General features: G+C 45.1%; 14 protein-coding genes. All 14 read left to right on the top strand.

Annotation, left to right across the window (positions count from 1 at the left end; genetic code table 11):
* The 14 genes from HNQ34_RS03270 to HNQ34_RS03205 all read left to right on the top strand — a co-directional run bounded on the left by HNQ34_RS03270 (position 1) and on the right by HNQ34_RS03205 (position 18,339).
* Complete coding sequence (locus tag HNQ34_RS03270; RefSeq protein WP_183251489.1) at positions 1-432, top strand: RicAFT regulatory complex protein RicA family protein; 432 nt, start codon at positions 1-3, stop codon at positions 430-432.
* A 434-nt stretch (positions 433-866) separates the two neighbouring features.
* Positions 867-1,409 (top strand): outer spore coat protein CotE, encoded by a 543-nt coding sequence (locus tag HNQ34_RS03265; RefSeq protein ID WP_183251487.1) that lies wholly within the window; start codon positions 867-869, stop codon positions 1,407-1,409.
* Between the two features lie 89 nt (positions 1,410-1,498).
* On the top strand, positions 1,499-4,072 hold the full coding sequence (mutS, locus tag HNQ34_RS03260) for a DNA mismatch repair protein MutS (protein ID WP_183251486.1): 2,574 nt from the start codon (positions 1,499-1,501) through the stop codon (positions 4,070-4,072).
* Between the two features lie 14 nt (positions 4,073-4,086).
* Positions 4,087-5,919, top strand: a complete 1,833-nt coding sequence (gene mutL / locus HNQ34_RS03255; protein ID WP_183251484.1) for a DNA mismatch repair endonuclease MutL — start codon at positions 4,087-4,089, stop codon at positions 5,917-5,919.
* A gap of 147 nt (positions 5,920-6,066) precedes the next feature.
* Complete coding sequence (locus HNQ34_RS03250; RefSeq protein ID WP_183251482.1) at positions 6,067-7,398, top strand: MDR family MFS transporter; 1,332 nt, start codon at positions 6,067-6,069, stop codon at positions 7,396-7,398.
* Positions 7,399-7,539: 141 nt separating this feature from the next.
* The gene (locus tag HNQ34_RS03245) at positions 7,540-9,225 is read left to right on the top strand and encodes a methyl-accepting chemotaxis protein (RefSeq protein WP_246363793.1); all 1,686 of its coding nucleotides are present in this window, start codon (positions 7,540-7,542) and stop codon (positions 9,223-9,225) included.
* Positions 9,226-9,342: 117 nt separating this feature from the next.
* Positions 9,343-10,290: a tRNA (adenosine(37)-N6)-dimethylallyltransferase MiaA gene (gene miaA / locus HNQ34_RS03240; RefSeq protein ID WP_183252204.1), complete on the top strand. Its 948-nt coding sequence runs from the start codon at positions 9,343-9,345 to the stop codon at positions 10,288-10,290.
* A gap of 32 nt (positions 10,291-10,322) precedes the next feature.
* A complete protein-coding gene (gene hfq, locus HNQ34_RS03235) occupies positions 10,323-10,547 on the top strand; it encodes an RNA chaperone Hfq (RefSeq protein ID WP_183251478.1) in 225 nt (74 codons plus the stop codon).
* A 455-nt stretch (positions 10,548-11,002) separates the two neighbouring features.
* Complete coding sequence (spoVK, locus tag HNQ34_RS03230) at positions 11,003-11,935, top strand: stage V sporulation protein K (protein WP_183251476.1); 933 nt, start codon at positions 11,003-11,005, stop codon at positions 11,933-11,935.
* A gap of 137 nt (positions 11,936-12,072) precedes the next feature.
* On the top strand, positions 12,073-13,632 hold the full coding sequence (locus tag HNQ34_RS03225; RefSeq protein ID WP_183251474.1) for a fatty acid--CoA ligase: 1,560 nt from the start codon (positions 12,073-12,075) through the stop codon (positions 13,630-13,632).
* A gap of 12 nt (positions 13,633-13,644) precedes the next feature.
* On the top strand, positions 13,645-14,793 hold the full coding sequence (locus HNQ34_RS03220) for an acyl-CoA dehydrogenase family protein (RefSeq protein ID WP_183251472.1): 1,149 nt from the start codon (positions 13,645-13,647) through the stop codon (positions 14,791-14,793).
* 15 nt (positions 14,794-14,808) lie between these two features.
* Positions 14,809-15,912: a CaiB/BaiF CoA transferase family protein gene (locus HNQ34_RS03215; RefSeq protein ID WP_183251470.1), complete on the top strand. Its 1,104-nt coding sequence runs from the start codon at positions 14,809-14,811 to the stop codon at positions 15,910-15,912.
* Positions 15,875-17,482, top strand: coding sequence for a long-chain fatty acid--CoA ligase (locus HNQ34_RS03210; RefSeq protein ID WP_183251468.1), 1,608 nt, complete (start codon positions 15,875-15,877; stop codon positions 17,480-17,482). Before HNQ34_RS03215 ends, HNQ34_RS03210 begins: the two co-directional genes overlap by 38 nt.
* An 11-nt stretch (positions 17,483-17,493) precedes the next feature.
* Positions 17,494-18,339, top strand: a complete 846-nt coding sequence (locus tag HNQ34_RS03205; protein ID WP_183251466.1) for a 3-hydroxyacyl-CoA dehydrogenase family protein — start codon at positions 17,494-17,496, stop codon at positions 18,337-18,339.
* Positions 18,340-18,349: the final 10 nt, after the last annotated feature.

The following is an 18,349-nucleotide window of genomic DNA, read 5'->3' as shown; positions in this document are numbered from 1 at the left end:
ATGGCAAAATACACAAGAGATGATATTTTAGCGCAGGCGAAAGAATTGGCGAAAATGATCGCCGAAACGGAAGAAGTGGATTTTTTCAAACGCGCGGAAGAAAAAATTAATCAAAACGAAAAAGTGCGTGCAATGATCCAGCAAATTAAGTCGCTGCAAAAACAAGCCGTCAACTTGCAACATTACGGCAAACACGAAGCGCTGAAAAAAGTAGAAGCGGAAATCGATGCGATTTACGAACAGCTTTCGCAAATTCCGATTGTCGATGAATTCCAGCAGTCGCAAATGGAAGTGAACGATCTTTTGCAACTAGTCGCTTCTACGATTTCAAAAACCGTCACCGATGAAATCATTACTTCTACTGGCGGTGACTTGTTGCGCGGCGAAACAGGCGCACAAATCAAAAACCATGGTTGCGGTTGTCACCATTAATCAGCAGAGACGCCTTTTCAAGGGCGTCTTTTCATTTTCCAGTCGCCTTCGCTTTTCGTGTCTAGCTGCGAACTAGCATCCTCGGTCGCGTGTGCTTTCTCCGTCGACGTCCGGGGCACGTCTCGTCGAAAGCGTGCGCGACTGTCGGATGCTTCCTTGGCTTTGCCAAGGACCGTTCTCCGCTTTTCTTGTCTAGCTGCGGCTCCTAGCCCCTCGGGACGTTTCGGCCCTGCTGTGGCGGCAACAGCCTCCTCGCAGGTCCTCCAGCGCCTATCGGGGCTAATCAGTCGCCTTCGCTTTTCTAAAAAATAGGCACATATTCGGGCAAACCCGCATACAATGAACTATACGGATTTATTTGTAAACTTATGTGCACATTAGGCGCAGTGATGCATAGGATGAAGTGAAGATTCATTTGAGGAGGGTTTGCTCGTATGTCTGAATACAGAGAAATTATTACAAAAGCGGTTGTGGCAAAAGGGCGCAAGTTTTCACAATCGACACACACGATTAACGCACCGAATCGTCCATCAAGCATTTTAGGATGCTGGATTATTAACCATCGCTATGATGCGAAAAAACGCGGCCGTACGATCGAAATTCACGGGCACTATGACATTAACGTATGGTATTCGTACCACAACAATACGAAAACGGAAGTGGTCACCGAAACGGTTTCGTATACAGATGTCGTTAAGTTAAGATATCGTGATGACGATGCGGTCATTAGCGATGACAGTGATATTATCGTTCGTGTCATCCAGCAGCCAAACTGTTTAGAATGCACGATTTCTTCAAACGGCAGCAAAATTGTCGTACAAGTCGAAAAAGAATTTGTGGCAGAAGTGATTGGGGAAACGAAAGTATGCGTGGCGATTCATCCAGACGGCTGCGATGAAGAAGACGATTTTGATTACGATGTCGATGAAGAATTAGAAAATTTAACTCCAGACTTGCTTCTTGGAGATGAAGAATGAACTAGGAAATCTCTTTCCTAGTTTTTTCTTTTGTCCCTTGCTATAATAGCATAAGAAGCGAAAAGGAAGGTAAGGGTTGGAGGAGAAACATGGCTACATATACGCCAATGATTCAGCAATATTTAGACATTAAGGCACAATATCCAGATGCCTTTTTATTTTTTCGTCTCGGCGATTTTTACGAAATGTTTTTTGATGATGCGATTAAAGCGGCTCAAGAGCTGGAAATTACGCTGACAAGCCGCGATGGTGGAACAGAGGAGCGCGTTCCGATGTGTGGCGTTCCGTATCATTCGGCGCAAGGATATATTGAACAGCTGATTGAAAAAGGGTACAAAGTCGCGATTTGTGAGCAAGTGGAAGATCCGAAAACAGCGAAAGGAGTCGTGCGCCGCGAAGTCGTTCAGCTGATCACGCCGGGAACGGTCATGGAAGGAAAGCGGCTACTTGATAAAGAAAACAATTATTTAGCGACGATGACGGCGTTTGATGACGGAACGTACGGGTTTGCTTATACCGATTTATCGACCGGGGAAAACCGCATGACAATGCTTGCTTCGTTAGAAGAAGTGATAAATGAAATGTATTCGATTGGCGCGCGCGAAATTGTCGTGTCTTCCGCTTTTTCCGATGACATGTACGAAAAGTTAAAAGAGCGTTATGATGTGACGGTTTCATATGAAGAGGACGTCACGATTCCCGACATGTTTTACGCTGCGGTTCATTCATTAGGTCAGGAAAAACTGCAAATCACGTTCGCCCGTTTATTGAACTATTTATTAAAAACGCAAAAGCGGAGCCTCGATCATTTGCAGCCTGTGCAAGTGTACCAAGTCGATCAATATATGAAGATTGACGTATATTCGAAACGCAATCTTGAGTTGACGGAAACGATTCGCACAAAAGGGAGAAAAGGTTCGCTTTTATGGCTTCTTGACGAAACGATGACAGCTATGGGCGGCCGCTTATTAAAGCAGTGGATCGACCGGCCGCTGTTAAACCACGAGAAAATTGAACGCCGTTTGAACATGGTCGAAACGTTGATAAACCATTATTTTGAGCGGCAAGAGCTTCGTGAGCTGCTTCGCAACGTCTATGATTTAGAACGGTTGGCCGGTCGTGTTGCATTCGGCAACGTCAACGCCCGCGACTTAATCCAGTTGAAAAAATCGCTCAAGCAAGTGCCGGACATTCAGGCGGTCGTCGAAAAGCTTGACAACGAAGACGCGAAACAATTGGCTCGCACCATTGATCCGTGCAGTGAGCTGGTTGATTTGTTAGAAAGAGCGATTCACGACAATCCGCCGCTTTCAGTAAAAGAAGGCGGCATCATTAAAGACGGCTATCATGAAATGCTCGACCGCTTTCGTGATGCAAGCCGCAACGGAAAATCGTGGATTGCCCAGCTGGAAAATCAAGAGCGGGAATTGACGGGAATTAAATCGTTGAAAATCGGCTATAACCGCGTATTTGGTTATTATATCGAAGTGACGAAAGCGAACCTTCATTTATTGCCGGAAGGGCGCTACGAACGAAAGCAGACGCTCGCCAATGCGGAGCGGTTTATTACGCAAGAATTAAAAGAAAAAGAAGCGCTTATTTTAGAAGCGGAAGAAAAAAGCATCGAACTGGAATATCAGCTGTTTGTCGATATTCGGGAACAGGTAAAGCAATTTATTCCTCGATTGCAAAAATTAGCTAAACTCATTAGCCATCTCGACGTATTGCAATGTTTTGCGACGGTGAGCGAAGAAAACCGCTACACAAAACCGCGCTTTTCTGAAAATCGGGAAATGGTGCTGAAAAACGGGCGGCATCCGGTCGTGGAAAAAGTGTTGGGAGCTCAAGTATATGTGCCCAATGACTGTTTCATGAACGGAGAGCGAGAAATATTGTTAATTACCGGACCAAATATGTCCGGAAAAAGTACGTATATGCGGCAAATTGCGCTTACCGCTATTATGGCGCAAATCGGCTGCTTTGTTCCGGCGGACGAGGCGATATTGCCGATTTTTGATCAAGTGTTTACCCGCATTGGTGCAGCAGACGATTTAGTATCCGGTCAAAGCACGTTTATGGTGGAAATGTTAGAAGCGCGCAATGCGATTGTGCATGCGACGCAAAACAGTTTGATTTTATTTGATGAAATTGGGCGCGGCACATCGACTTATGACGGAATGGCGTTAGCGCAAGCGATGATTGAATACATTCATGATAAAATCGGCGCCAAAACGTTATTCAGCACGCATTACCATGAATTAACGGTGCTGGAGCAGTCGCTTTGGAAGCTGAAAAATGTCCATGTTAGCGCCGTTGAAGAAAACGGAAAAGTGGTGTTCCTACATAAAATTGAAGACGGGCCTGCCGACCAAAGCTATGGCATTCATGTGGCGGAATTGGCCGAGTTGCCGCGTGAACTAATTCAACGGGCGCAAGCGATTTTAGCCGAGTTGGAACAGCAGCCGAACGAAGCTCAACATAATGTGAAATCGGAACCGTTTGAGCAGTTAAGCATGTTCATCGAAGAGCCGAAACCGAAAGCTCCGCCGCTTTCTAAAAAGGAAAAGCGGGCGCTTCAAGCGCTTCAGTCATTAAATTTATTAGAGATGACGCCGCTAGAAGCGCTAAACCAATTATATGAAATTCAAAAATTACTCAAGTAAAGGGGGGCGGACTTGTGGGGAAAATTCGTAAACTCGATGATCATCTTTCTAATAAAATTGCCGCAGGGGAAGTGGTTGAGCGCCCCGCCTCCGTTGTAAAGGAGCTTGTCGAAAATGCGATTGACGCTAACAGCACGGTCATTGAAATGGAACTCGAAGAAGCAGGTCTTGCGAAAATCCGCATCATCGATAATGGCGATGGAATGGAAGAGGAAGATTGCCTTCTAGCATTTGAGCGCCATGCGACAAGCAAAATTAAAGACGAACATGATTTATTCCGGATTCGCACGCTCGGGTTTCGCGGCGAGGCGCTTCCGAGCATCGCTTCCGTATCGGAAGTCGAAATGAAAACGGGCACAGGCAACGGTCCGGGGACGCATGTTTTGTTAAAAGGCGGGCAGTTTGTCAAACATGAACGCACGAACAGCCGAAAAGGAACGGACATTACGGTGTCGAATCTTTTTTTCAATACGCCGGCACGCTTAAAATATATGAAAACCGTCCATACCGAACTTGGCCATGTTACGGATGTCGTCAATCGTTTGGCGCTTGCTCATCCGCATATTTCGTTCCGCTTGCGCCATCATGGAAAGCAACTTCTTTATACGAGTGGAAACGGCGATGTGCGCCATGTGCTGGCTGCTATTTATGGGGTGGATGTGGCGAAAAAAATGATTCCGATCGCGGCGGAGTCGCTTGATTTTCTTGTAAAAGGCTATATTTCGCTTCCAGAGGTAACGCGCGCTTCGCGAAATTATATGTCGACGATCGTCAACGGCCGTTATGTGCGGAATATATCGTTAATGAAAGCGGTCGAATCAGGGTATCATACCCTTTTGCCGATCGGCCGCTATCCGATCGTACTGCTTTCGGTGGAGATGGATCCGATTTTAGTGGACGTTAACGTTCATCCGGCAAAACTAGAAGTGCGTTTCAGCAAAGAAGCGGAATTGAACGAATTGGTTGAAACCGCGATTCGTCAGGCGTTCCAATCAAGAACGCTCATTCCAGAAATGACGGTCAAGCGGCCGGAAAAGCCGAAAACAGAGCAACGAGTGTTTTCGTTTGAGCATGTTGTCAAAGAACCGGCGGCAGCCCCAGTTGTGCAACAGATGGCGATCGCTGAAAAGGAAAAGCCATTGAATCCATCGTTTTTGAAGGAAGAAATCGATGTCCGAACAGAGGAATCGTTGGACAATGAAGACGAGCAACAGGAACCGATTTTTAAAATAGAAAGCGAAGAAGTGGACGATCGCCAAAAAGAACGAATTCCGCCGCTTTATCCGATTGGACAAATGCACGGCACGTACATTTTGGCGCAAAACGAGAACGGATTGTATATCATCGATCAACATGCCGCCCAAGAGCGGATTAAATATGAATATTTCCGCGAAAAACTCGGTAAAGTGACGAATGAAGTGCAACAATTGCTTGTGCCGCTTACGTTTCAATATGCAACAAGCGAGCATATGCTCATTGAAGCTCATCGTGAAGAGTTAGCAAAATGCGGTGTCTTTTTGGAGCCGTTTGGTCATAACACGTTTATTGTTCGTTCGCATCCTTCATGGTTTCCAAAAGGAGAGGAGGCCATGATTATTGAAGAAATGATCGAGCAAGTATTAGAAATGAAAAAGATCGATCTCAAGCAACTGCGTGAAAAAGCGGCGATTATCATGAGCTGCAAGCAGTCGATTAAAGCAAACCATCATTTGCGCCATGACGAAATGTTCGCCTTGCTCGAATCGCTCCGGGAAACGGCGGATCCGTTTACTTGCCCGCACGGCCGGCCGATCATCATCCATTTTTCAACATATGAACTGGAGAAAATGTTCAAAAGAGTGATGTGAATGTCTTGAAAAACGGCGAGCCCACAGTCCTTTCTTTTTGAGCAAAGAAAGGGCTTTTGCTTTATGGATGAAAGCATTTCTTTTGTAGAAAAACAACCTTATCATGTAAAATAAATTATTCAAGTGGACAATAAGGGAGGGTATAAAATGGGAAGTAGAATATCGGTAATGGTGAGCATCGTGCTGGCGATGCTTATTGCCTCAATGGACACAACGATTATGAATACGACAATGCCGATTATTGCTAAAGAACTGGGAGGTTTTTCGCTTTATGCGTGGTCGTTTGCTTCTTATATGATTACAACAACCGTTCTGTCGCCGATAGCTGGAAGGCTGTCAGATCTTTTCGGCCGAAAGAAAGTGTTTAGTTTCGGAATTGCGCTTTTTCTCATTGGTTCGTTGTTGTGCGGAATGTCGCAAAACATGGTTCAGCTCGTTATTTTCCGTGCTGTCCAAGGGATTGGCGCAGGATTTATGATGCCGTTTCCCGCTATTATTGCGGGGGATTTGTTTCCGATTGAAAAACGCGGGAAAATTCAAGCCTTTTTTACCGCGATGTGGGGAATTGCTGCAGTCCTTGCGCCGCTGTTAGGATCATTGTTCGTTGAATATTTGTCTTGGCGTTGGATTTTTTATGTCAATATTCCAATTTGTCTTCTTTCTTTATTAACGCTAATGCCATATAAGGAAGTATACGAGCCGAAAAGAGCAGTTGTTGACTACATAGGAGCGATTTTGTTTGCGCTGGCGATCAGCCTGCTTTTGCTTGTGACAGTGGTGGAAAGTCATCAATTCGTATATGCGGTAATCGGTGCCTTGCTTTTAGTTGTGTTTTACATATATGAAAAAAAGCAAACTTCACCGCTCGTTCCGTTATCATTAGTGCAGCACCCGACGTTAAAATGGATGAATTTAAATGGGTTTATCAGCTCTATGGCTTTATTTGGAACAGCAAGCTACATTCCTCTTTTTTTACAACAGATCGCCCATGAATCGGTGCTAATGAGCGGCATTGTGCTTCTTGGAATGTCAATGGGCTGGATGATCATGGCCGTGCCGGCAGGAAAATGGATTTTGCGATACGGATACCGTCAATTGTTAATCATCGGCAACGTTCTTCTTGTTCTATGCGGCGTACTGCTTGCGTTTTTAAATGAACAGAGCGGCTTTTTTTACGTATTTTTGGCGATGTTCATTCAAGGGTTATCATTCGGCCTTACTTCGACAGTCGGAATCATTGGTTCACAACAGCTAGCTGATGCGCATGAAAAAGGAATTGCGACATCGTTTTTCATGTTTTGTCGTAATATTGGTACAGCGATCGGGGTCACGATCATGGGAGCATTTTTAACGAAAGCGGCTAGTTTGATGACCGGAATTCACCAATTGTTTTTATTCGGTTTTATTGGCAGCATCGTGGCGCTATTGACTTCCTTTTTTATTCGAGAGAGCAAGATGATGAAGGAAAACAGAATTTAATCGAATGTTATAAATACTGTACTCGTTTAATCCGATAAAAAAAGAGAAGAGAGAAATGATGATGATTGTTTTCGTGCTTGCTTGATTTCTTTAGTTATTGAGAAAAAATATATGAATTGAATGGAGGCGCTTTTTGTGAAGATGACAGTGCGTAAAAAATTATTTGCCGGCTTTTCAGCTGTGTTAGTCATTTTAGCAGCCATTGTTGCCATCGCTTATTATGAAATGACATCTATTAACAATCATATGCAATTAATGAATAATAAAGTCCAAGCATTAATTGCGGTAAAAGAACTAGAAGTGATCGTTCGGCGTGAACAAGGGAGCATGCGCGGGTATTTGCTCATTGGTGATGATACGTCATTAACGAGCTTTAATCAGGCGCACGATGATTATAAAAAATTGAGCAAAGAATTAGCACAAAAACTTGATCATCCAGAAGCAAAATCGGTTCTTCAACAGTTAGATAAGCTAGAGCAGCAATTTTATCAATTTGGACAAGAAGCTTTTCAATTAAAACAGCAAAATAAAGTAAATGAGTATACGCAATTAGTGGCAACGAAAGGAAGAGAGATTACAAAACAGTTTGAAACAGCAGCTGAACAACTAGCACAGATAGAACAAACGGAGGTAAATCAAACGAATACTGCGACATCAGCAAGTGTTGCAGCAGCAAAAATATGGATGCTTACATTCGGTCTTATCGCTTTGCTCGTCGGAATAGTTGTCGCCTATTATATTAGCCGAATCATTTCCCGTCCTGTTGTCGCTGTTTCAGAAGCAGCGAAGCGCATTGCAGCAGGCGATCTTACAGGCGAAGCGATTACGGTGAAAAACAGCGATGAAATTGGTGAACTAGCAACCGCTTTTAATCAAATGTCTCAACACTTGCGTGAAGTCATTCAACAAGTGGCGACAAACGCTGAACAAGTAGCGGCTTCATCGGAAGAGTTGACTGCAAGCGCAGAACAAACAAGCAAAGCGACGGAGCAAATTACCGTTACTATGCAAGATGTCGCTTTAGGGATGGAAAAGCAGGTAGAAAGCGTAGAGGAAACATCCCGGACAGTTGAGCAAATGTCCGCTGGGGTACAGCATATTGCTGAACGTTCACAAAATGCAGCAATCATTGCAGGAGGTGCCTCCGAAAGAGCGTTGCAAGGCAGTCAAACCATCCAAACGGCCGTGGAACAAATGAACTCGATCAATCAAACCGTAACAGGATTAGCGAACGTCGTCAAAGGATTAGGTGAACGTTCGCAGCAAATCGGACAAATTATTGAAGTGATTACGGGAATTGCCGAACAAACGAATTTACTAGCATTAAACGCAGCGATTGAAGCAGCAAGAGCAGGAGAAAACGGACGGGGATTTGCCGTTGTAGCGGACGAAGTGCGAAAGCTAGCCGAACAGTCTGCACAATCGGCACAGCAAATTTCAATGCTTATTACTGCCATTCAACAAGAAACGAATGAAGCTGTTCAATCAATGGAGATGGCAACAAAAGAAGCATCAAACGGAATTGTTGTGATTCATACAGCGGGCGAATCATTTGTTGAAATTAAAAACGCGATTGAAGAAGTGGCGGTACAAATTCAAGAAGTTTCCGCCTCTGTCCAACAAATGTCTGCAGGTGCCGAGCAAATTGTGCAATCGATGCAATTGGTTAGTAAAATTGCCGAATCAGCAGCTTCAGGAACGCAAGAAGTTTCGGCAGCAACGGAAGAGCAGCTGGCGTCGATGCAAGAAATTTCTGCTTCTGCGGTCTCTTTATCTAAAATGGCTGAAGAACTGCAACAACTCATTCAAAAATTTAAAATATCATAGTCGGATCGCAAGAAAAAAGAGATTGAGAACTTTTTTTCTTGCCGAAAATCGTGATAAAATCCCCTTTATTTGGGTATAATAAATCAGTGTGACACGATGCAGAAAGTAGTGATTCCTATGGGAGAGAAACTTGTCGTTTTAATCGGACCGACCGCTGTGGGGAAAACGAAAATGAGCATTGAACTGGCGAAACGGCTCAATGCAGAAATTATTAGCGGCGATTCGATGCAAGTTTATAAAGGAATGGATATCGGCACAGCCAAAATTACGCGCGAAGAAATGGAAGAGATTCCGCATCATTTAATTGACATGAAAGATCCAGACGAATCATTTTCCGTCGCTGAATTTCAACAGCTCGCCCGTGCGCTAATTCGCGAGATTACGAGGCGTGGCAAACTGCCGATGATCGTTGGCGGAACCGGACTTTATATTCAATCGGTCATTTACGACTATCGTTTTTCCGATGCTCCTTCCGATGAAACATACCGTCAGCATTTGTACCGCATCGCGGAAGAAAAAGGGGAAATGACCCTTTATGAAATACTAAAAGACATTGATCCGGAAAGCGCTGAACGCATCCATCACCGCAATGTACGACGCGTCATTCGAGCGCTCGAAATTTACCATTGCACCGGAAAAACGATGACCGAATGGCAACAAACACAGACGCCTGAACTTCTATATGATGTAGCGATTATCGGACTGACAATGGAGCGAGAACAGCTATACCGCCGCATTAACGAACGGGTCGATCAAATGATGGCTGCCGGATTGCTTGAAGAAGTAAAATCATTATACAACCGTGGCATTCGCGACTGCCAGTCCATTCAAGCGATCGGTTATAAAGAAATTTACGCTTATCTAGACGGGCAACTTTCGTTCGAAGAAGCGATCGAACAACTCAAACAAAATTCGAGACGCTATGCGAAGCGGCAGCTGACATGGTTTCGCAATAAAATGCCCGTTCGCTGGTTTGATGTGACCGATCCGGCTAAATTTACGGAAAAACGGGATGAAATTTTACAATACATAGAAGGAAAGCTTCAACTAAAGACGAATATATAAAAATAGGTAGAGAGAAAAGAGGAGGCCAGTTCATGAAAACGTCCATTAACATTCAAGACCAATTTTTAAACCAATTGCGCAAAGATGGCACGCAAGTAACGGTATTTTTACTTAACGGATTTCAGCTTCGGGGTTTGGTGAAAGGCTTTGACAATTTTACCGTGCTTTTAGAAGTTCAGGGAAAACAGCAGCTCATTTATAAACATGCGATTTCTACGTTTGCACCGGAAAAAAACGTCCAACTTGAAATTCAATAAACACATAATGTCGTCCGCTCCACGCTAGAGCGGGCGATTTTGTTTTCGTAAACGGTAAAAAAGGCGAATACAATATTAAAGAAACAGGCGTGTTGATTAACCAATAAAAACAAGTTGACATCGCTCTATTCCTAGCTTTTCTGCCGTTGTCGGCAAACGGTTCGTTTGCCGACTGGGCATGCGCACAGCATGCCCTCCTCGAACAAAGAACGCTTTGCGGGCAAATGACATTTGCCCGCCGGCGTTCTTGTTCGAGGAAAAGGCAGAAAAGCTTATGGTCAGCCATATGATTCTATGTTTTTTAGTAAAATAATGGATAATCAACACTAGTGTTAAAGAAACGTTCTTAAAAAAGCGCGCGATGTTGGGAAACACCGATAGGCATTTGTCACAAAGATGGATGAACAGACGTATACTGAAAAAAGTAAAGCACCATAAAAGCGAGGTGACAATCGTTGTCAGAAGTAACGATGAATAAAGCAAAAGGCCAAATTAACATTGTTTTAAACTCGAAACATATGAACCATTTAGCAAAAGAGGAGCGCAGCGAAGGAATCGACTACGAACAGCATGCTATATTAAAAAATATTCAAAAAGAATTCGATCAGCTGATTGGGCTCGAAAACGTCAAAAAAATTGTGAAAGAAGTTTATGCGTGGCTATATATCAATAAAATGAGAAAAGAAAACGGATTAAAATCGAATAAGCAAGCCCTTCATATGATTTTTAAAGGAAATCCAGGAACAGGAAAAACAACGGTAGCCCGCTTATTAGGAAAACTATTTTTTGAAATGAACGTATTATCCAAAGGGCATTTTATCGAAGCGGAGCGGGCCGACTTAGTCGGCGAGTACATCGGCCATACAGCCAACAAAACGCGCGACTTGATTAAAAAAGCGCGCGGCGGCATTTTATTTATTGATGAAGCCTATTCATTAGCGCGCGGCGGCGAGAAAGATTTTGGGAAAGAGGCGATTGATACATTAGTAAAAGGAATGGAAGATCATTGTGAAGATTTAGTTGTCATTTTAGCGGGCTATCCGGCGGAAATGGACTATTTTCTTTCGCTAAATCCAGGGTTGCCGTCCCGCTTTCCATTAATCATTGAATTTCCTGATTATACAGTTGACGAACTAATCAAAATCGCCAAACAAATGTTGCGGGAGCGTGAATACGAGTTTACATTGGAGGCGGAGCGAAAGTTATACTATCACATTGAAGAGTTGCTTGAAACAAAAAAAGAAAAAAAATTCAGCAACGGACGCTATATTCGCAACTTAATTGAAAAAGCGATTCGCAAGCAGGCGGTCCGTCTGCTTTATGAAGGACGTTATGATAAAAAAGAATTGACGCTCATCCGCGACCGCGATTTAATCATCGGACTGTAAAGGAAGGTGTTCCCTTCCTTATTTTTTCTTTTATTTGAAGAAGGGTTTTTACGAAACGATGTAGAATGTAATGAAAAAGAACAGAATATACATTATTTTTAGAATTATTTGAATAAAATATTAAAGGAGGGCTTGCTTTGTATATGACGATTGGCGAAGTGTTTGCACAAACGGTAAGAAAATTTCCGAAAAAAGAAGCGCTTGTCGATATCCGGACAGGGCTTCGGTACACGTATGAACAGTGGGAGCAGGAAGTGAACGTTCTTGCAAACGCTTTTATTAAGATGGGGGTAAGAAAAGGTGATCGAGTTTCAACCGTGTTGTTTAATACGGCCGAATTAGCCACGGCCTTTTTTGCCTGTGCGAAAATTGGCGCGGTATTCAACCCGATTAATTTTCGCTTGAAATCGCAAGAAATCGCTTACATTTTAACGGATGCATCCCCGAAAATCGTTTTATTTGAAAAAGCGGTCGAACCACAAATAGCGAATATTCACCATAAATTTCCTCACATTTCATTTTGGTATATTGATGCAGATCCGCCAGCTTATGCAGTGCATTACTATGAACGCATCCAAGCAGCTTCAGCCGAACTTCCACACATTGATGTATCAGAAAATGATTTATATGCGATTATGTACACAAGCGGGACAACCGGACGGCCAAAAGGGGTGATGCATCGGCACCGCGACATGATCGAACAAAGTTTGATTTGCAACTCGGTCATGCGCATTCGTGATACGGAACGAGGGCTTGTCACTGCGCCAATGTTTCATTGTGCTGAATTGCATTGTTGTTTCCTTCCGCGCGTTCACGCTGGCGCAACAAATGTTATTGTTCATCATTTCGACCCGAAACAAGTATTAAACGTCATCGAACAAGAGCGAATTACCGTATTATTCGCCGCGCCGACGATGTGGAATATGCTCTTGCAAGAAAAGCTGTCGGATTATGATTTATCGTCGCTTCGTATCGGTCTATATGGGGCGGCTCCGATGGCGCCAGTGCTTGTGAAAGAATGCAAAGAGCGGTTAGGCATTGACTTAATCCAAGCGTATGGCATGACGGAAATGGGGCCAGCTGTGACTTTCTTATACGAAGACGAGCAATTAACAAAAGCCGGATCGGCTGGGCGCGCTTGCTTAAACCATGAAATTCGCATCGTAAAACCGCGGGAAGACGGTCCGTCCGATCCAGACGACATCCTGCCACCGGGGCAAGTCGGCGAAATTATCGTCAAAGGTCCGTGCATGATGATCGGCTATTACAACCGCGAAGAAGCGACAGAAAAAGCGTTGTACAAAGGATGGTACCACTCCGGCGATTTAGGCTATATGGATGAAGACGGCTATTTATACGTCGCTGACCGCGTCGATGACATGATTATTAGCGGCGGTGAAAACGTGTACCCGCGTGAAGTGGAAGATGTGTTATATGAACATAAAGGAGTGCTTGATGTGGCTGTTCTTGGAGAGCCAGATGAAATGTGGGGCGAAAAAGTTGTGGCGTTTGTCGTCAAAAAAGATTCGAACGTCACCGCCGAAGAACTTGATCAGTTTTGCAAAAACAGCGACCGGCTTGCCCCGTACAAACGGCCACGTGCGTATTATTTTGTCGACGCATTGCCGCGGAATGCAAGCGGAAAAATTCAGAAATTTCTGCTTCGCGAACAAATGAAAAAAGCAACGCAGTCGTAAGAGGGTGAGAAGATGGCAGCAACTTATTTACGCGAAGAGCATCACATGTTCCGTGATGCTTTCCGCAAATTTTTAGAAAAAGAAGCTTACCCGTATTATGCAGAGTGGGAAAAGCAAGGAATCATTCCGCGTGAATTTTGGCGGAAAATGGGGAAGAACGGGTTCCTTTGCCCATGGGTTGATGAAGTGTACGGTGGGTTTGGCGCTGATTTCGGCTATTCGGTTGTGATGAATGAAGAGTTGGAAAAAGTCGGGGCAAGCCTTGTCGGCATCGGCTTGCATAACGACATCGTCGTCCCGTACATCGCCTCTTACGGAACAGAAGAACAAAAGAAAAAATGGTTGCCGAAATGTGTATCCGGAGAAATTATTAGCGCCATTGCGATGACGGAACCGGGGGCAGGCTCTGATTTGGCGGGCATCAAAACAACGGCGGTGAAACATGGCGACTACTACATCGTCAACGGGCAAAAAACGTTTATTACAAACGGCATTCATGCCGATTTAGTCATTGTCGTCTGCAAAACGAACCCGAGTGCGAATCCGCCGCATAAAGGGATCAGCCTGCTTGTCGTCGAAAGAGGGACGCTTGGATTTACGCGCGGCCGGAAACTCGAAAAAGTCGGGCTCCACGCCCAAGATACGGCCGAACTGTTTTTTGCCGATGCGAAAGTTCCGGCGGAAAACTTGCTCGGTGAAGAAGGAAAAGGGTTTTACTATTTAATGGAAAAATTGCAGCAAGAGCGGCTTATTGTCGCGATTGCCGCGCAAACGGCTGCAGAAGTGATGTTTGATCTCACGAAAAAATATGTAAAAAGCCGGTCGGCATTTGGAAAAACAATTAGCCAATTTCAAACCGTCCAATTCCGGCTTGCAGAGATGGCTACGGAAATCGCATTAGGCCGAACGTTTCTCGATGATGTTATTCAACAACATATGGACGGGAAGGATGTCGTGACAAACGTATCGATGGCGAAATGGTGGATTACAGAAATGGCCAAACGTATAGCGGCAGAGGGAATGCAACTTCATGGCGGCTATGGCTATATGGAAGAATACGAGATTGCAAGACGCTACCGCGACATCCCAGTTAGCGCGATTTATGCCGGAACGAATGAGATTATGAAAACGATCATTGCAAAAAGCCTTGATCTCATATAGAAAGGGGATGGCCGTTTGTTAGAAGGAGTAAAAGTCATCGATTTTTCCCATTATCTCCCTGGTCCATTTGCCAGCCTCCGTTTAGCCGATTTAGGCGCCGAAGTCGTGAAAATTGAGCCGAAAACAGGGGATATGATGCGGAAGCTTGCCGACGATTGCATTTTTGAAGCGAACAACAAAAATAAGCGAAGCATTGCTTTAGATTTAAAAAACGCGCAAGACTTCCAAGCGGTTCAGCAGCTCATCTGCCAAGCGGACGTCGTGATCGAAAGCTTCCGTCCGGGGGTGATGAAGCGGCTCGGGTTAAGCTACGAAGATGTGTATGCCCTCAACCCGTCGATCGTTTACTGTTCGATCAGCGGCTACGGTCAGCATAGCCGGTATGCATCGTTAGGAAGCCACGATTTAAATTATATGGCGATAACAGGTGTGCTAGCGCAACTAAAAGATCAAAGCGGCCGCCCCGTTCATCCGGCGATTACGCTTGCTGATTTAATCGGTAGCATCCATGCCGTTGAACAAATTGTCGCTGCGCTATACGCTCGCGAGCGAACGGGTAAAGGGAGATACATTGACCTTTCGCTCGTCGATGGCTTGCTTTCGATAATGACGAACCATATTGTGCTCGAGCATCATACCGGACAAAAAAACGGCATTTCTGTATTAGCTGGCACGATCGTTTCGTATCATCTGTATGAAACAAAAGACGGGCGGTACGTTTCGCTAGCTGCGCTTGAGCCGCACTTTTGGCGAAACTTTTGTCTCGCAGCCGGCAAGCCGGAGTGGCTCGATGGGCATATGTCTGCTGCTCGCGAAGACAACCCTGTATTTCAAGAGCTTACCCATTGGTTTCGCTCGAAAACGCTGCAACAGTGGATTGAATTTAGTGAACGAGTCGATTGTTGTTTAGCGCCGGTGTTAGAAACGGATGAAGCGAAAACATGGTTTGCAAGCGATATGTACCGAAAAATGATTCATATCGACAACGACCGAATCGAAGTAGCGACCCGCTACGACGAACATTTTTTTACCAGACGTACACGAGCACCAAAGCTAAACGAACATGGAGGAGTGAGTGCAAATGATGAACGTTCCATTAAATATTGCGACAATGCTTGAACGGGCCGAAATGTTTTTTCCGAAAAAACAAGTCATTTCGCGGATGAAGAAAGGGCTTGTCCGCCATACGTATAAAGAAATCGGCGAGCGCACACGAAAGCTCGCTGGCGCCTTGCAAAAACTTGGCGTAAACATCGGGGACCGGGTCGGTACGTTTGCGTGGAATCACCACCGTCATTTAGAAGCGTATTTTGCCATTCCGGGAATCGGGGCGGTGTTGCATACGATCAACATTCGCCTGTCACCGCAACATATCGCTTACATTATTAACCACGCAAACGATCGCGTGCTATTGATTGACGACGACTTATTGCCACTTATTGAACGGGTGAAAGACGAGATAAACGTCGAAGCGTTTATCATTATGACCGATGAACCGACGCTTCCAGAGACGACGCTGGCACCGGTTTATCATTATGAGGAATTGTTACAACAAGCGGAGCCGATTTCGTTTGTCAAAGACATCGATGAACATAGCCCTGCTGGCATGTGCTATACGTCTGCGACAACCGGAAATCCTAAGGGTGTTTTATATTCCCATCGAGGAATTGTCCTCCACAGCATGGCGCTAGGGCTTGCCGATAGCGCAGCATTGTCGGAATCCGATGTGGCCATGTCGGTCGTGCCGATGTTTCATGCGAATGCGTGGGGCTTGCCGTTTGCCGCCGTTTGGTTTGGCACGACGTTAGTGATGCCGGGAGCGGCGTTTACGCCGAAAATCTTGGCGGAAATGATGGAGTCGGAAAAGGTGACGCTTGCGGCCGGTGTGCCGACCGTTTGGCTCGGCTTGTTGAATGAATTGGAGAAAGGATCGTACGATTTAAGCAGTGTGACGCGCATTTTATGCGGCGGTTCGGCAGCGCCAAAAGGAATGATTCGTGCCTTTGAAGAGAAATACGGCATCCCGTTTATACACGCTTACGGCATGACGGAAACGAGCCCGTTAGTCGTCCTTTCGCGCCTAAAAAGCTACCAGCAGCACGTGTCGAACGAAGAAAAGTTGGATATTCGCGCGAAACAAGGCTTTCTTGTCCCAGGGGTAGAAATGAAAGTGATCGGCAAAGACGGCGAAGTAGCGTGGAATGGAACGGAGATGGGCGAACTATGCTTGCGCGGCCCGTGGATTGCCGACGAATATTATAACGACGAACGAAGCAAAGAGGCGTTCCGCGACGGCTGGTTATATACAGGCGATGTCGTAACGGTTGATGAGGAAGGATTTATTAAAATCGTCGACCGTACAAAAGACGTCATTAAAAGTGGCGGGGAGTGGATTTCATCTGTCGATTTAGAAAATGCGCTTATGGCGCATGAAGCGGTATTTGAAGCGGCTGTTGTTGCCGTACCGCACCCGCAGTGGCAAGAGCGCCCGGTCGCTTGCGTTGTAGTGAAAGAAGGAAAAAGTGTGACAAAAGAGGAACTATACGACTTTTTACGTCCGCAATTTGCGAAATGGTGGCTGCCAGATGAAATCGTCTTTATGAACGAAATTCCGAAAACAAGTGTCGGAAAATTTTTGAAAATGAAATTGCGTGAACAATTGCGTGATTATTTTGCGAATGTTCAATAGGGGGAGTAGCGATGCAAACAATTGCCGTTATCGGTGCTGGCTTAATGGGAAGCGGCATCGCCCAGTCGCTAGCGATGGGCGGTAAAACCGTTTATTTATACGACATTTCTGAAGCGGCGTTAGAAAAAGGAATGCGGTCGATTCAAAAAAGCCTTGCCCGTTTTGTCAAAGCAGGCAAATTATCGGAACAAGAAGCAACGAATGTCCTTTCCCGCATACAAACCGAAACAAATTTACAAGAAACGGTGAAAGATGCCGATATTGTCATTGAAGCAGTTCCAGAACATTTGCCGCTCAAAAAACAAGTGTTTGAACAGCTCGATCACTATACGAAACAAGAGACGATTTTAGCAACGAATACGTCGGAATTAAGCGTCACGGCGATTGCCGCAGCGACCAAACGTCCGAGCCAAGTCGTCGGCATGCATTGGTTTAACCCGGCGCCAGTCATGAAGCTCATTGAGATCGTCAAAGGAGTGGCGACGTCCGAGCAGACGATTGAAGCGATTCAACAACTGTCCGAAGAAATTGGCAAAGAAACGGTCGTCGTGAAAGATATGCAAGGGTTTGTGACAACAAGGGCGCTCGCGGCTCATATGATTGAATGTATCCGCATGTACGAAGAAGGGGTGGCTTCTGCCGAACATATTGACAAAGCGATTCGCCTCGGGCTTAATTACCCGATGGGACCGTTTGAACTTGCCGATTTAGTCGGGTTAGATACGATGCTATTTGTCAGTGAAAACATGACAGAAGCATATGGCGACCGGTTCCGCCCACCACAAACGCTTCGTAAACTTGTCGAGGCGGGACATCTTGGACGAAAAACAGGCAAAGGATTCTACACATATCAATGAAAGAAGGGGA

It is taken from the genome of Anoxybacteroides tepidamans (assembly GCF_014201465.1).
Lineage (GTDB): Bacteria > Bacillota > Bacilli > Bacillales > Anoxybacillaceae > Anoxybacteroides > Anoxybacteroides tepidamans.
This window is presented reverse-complemented; position numbering and strand designations above follow the sequence as displayed.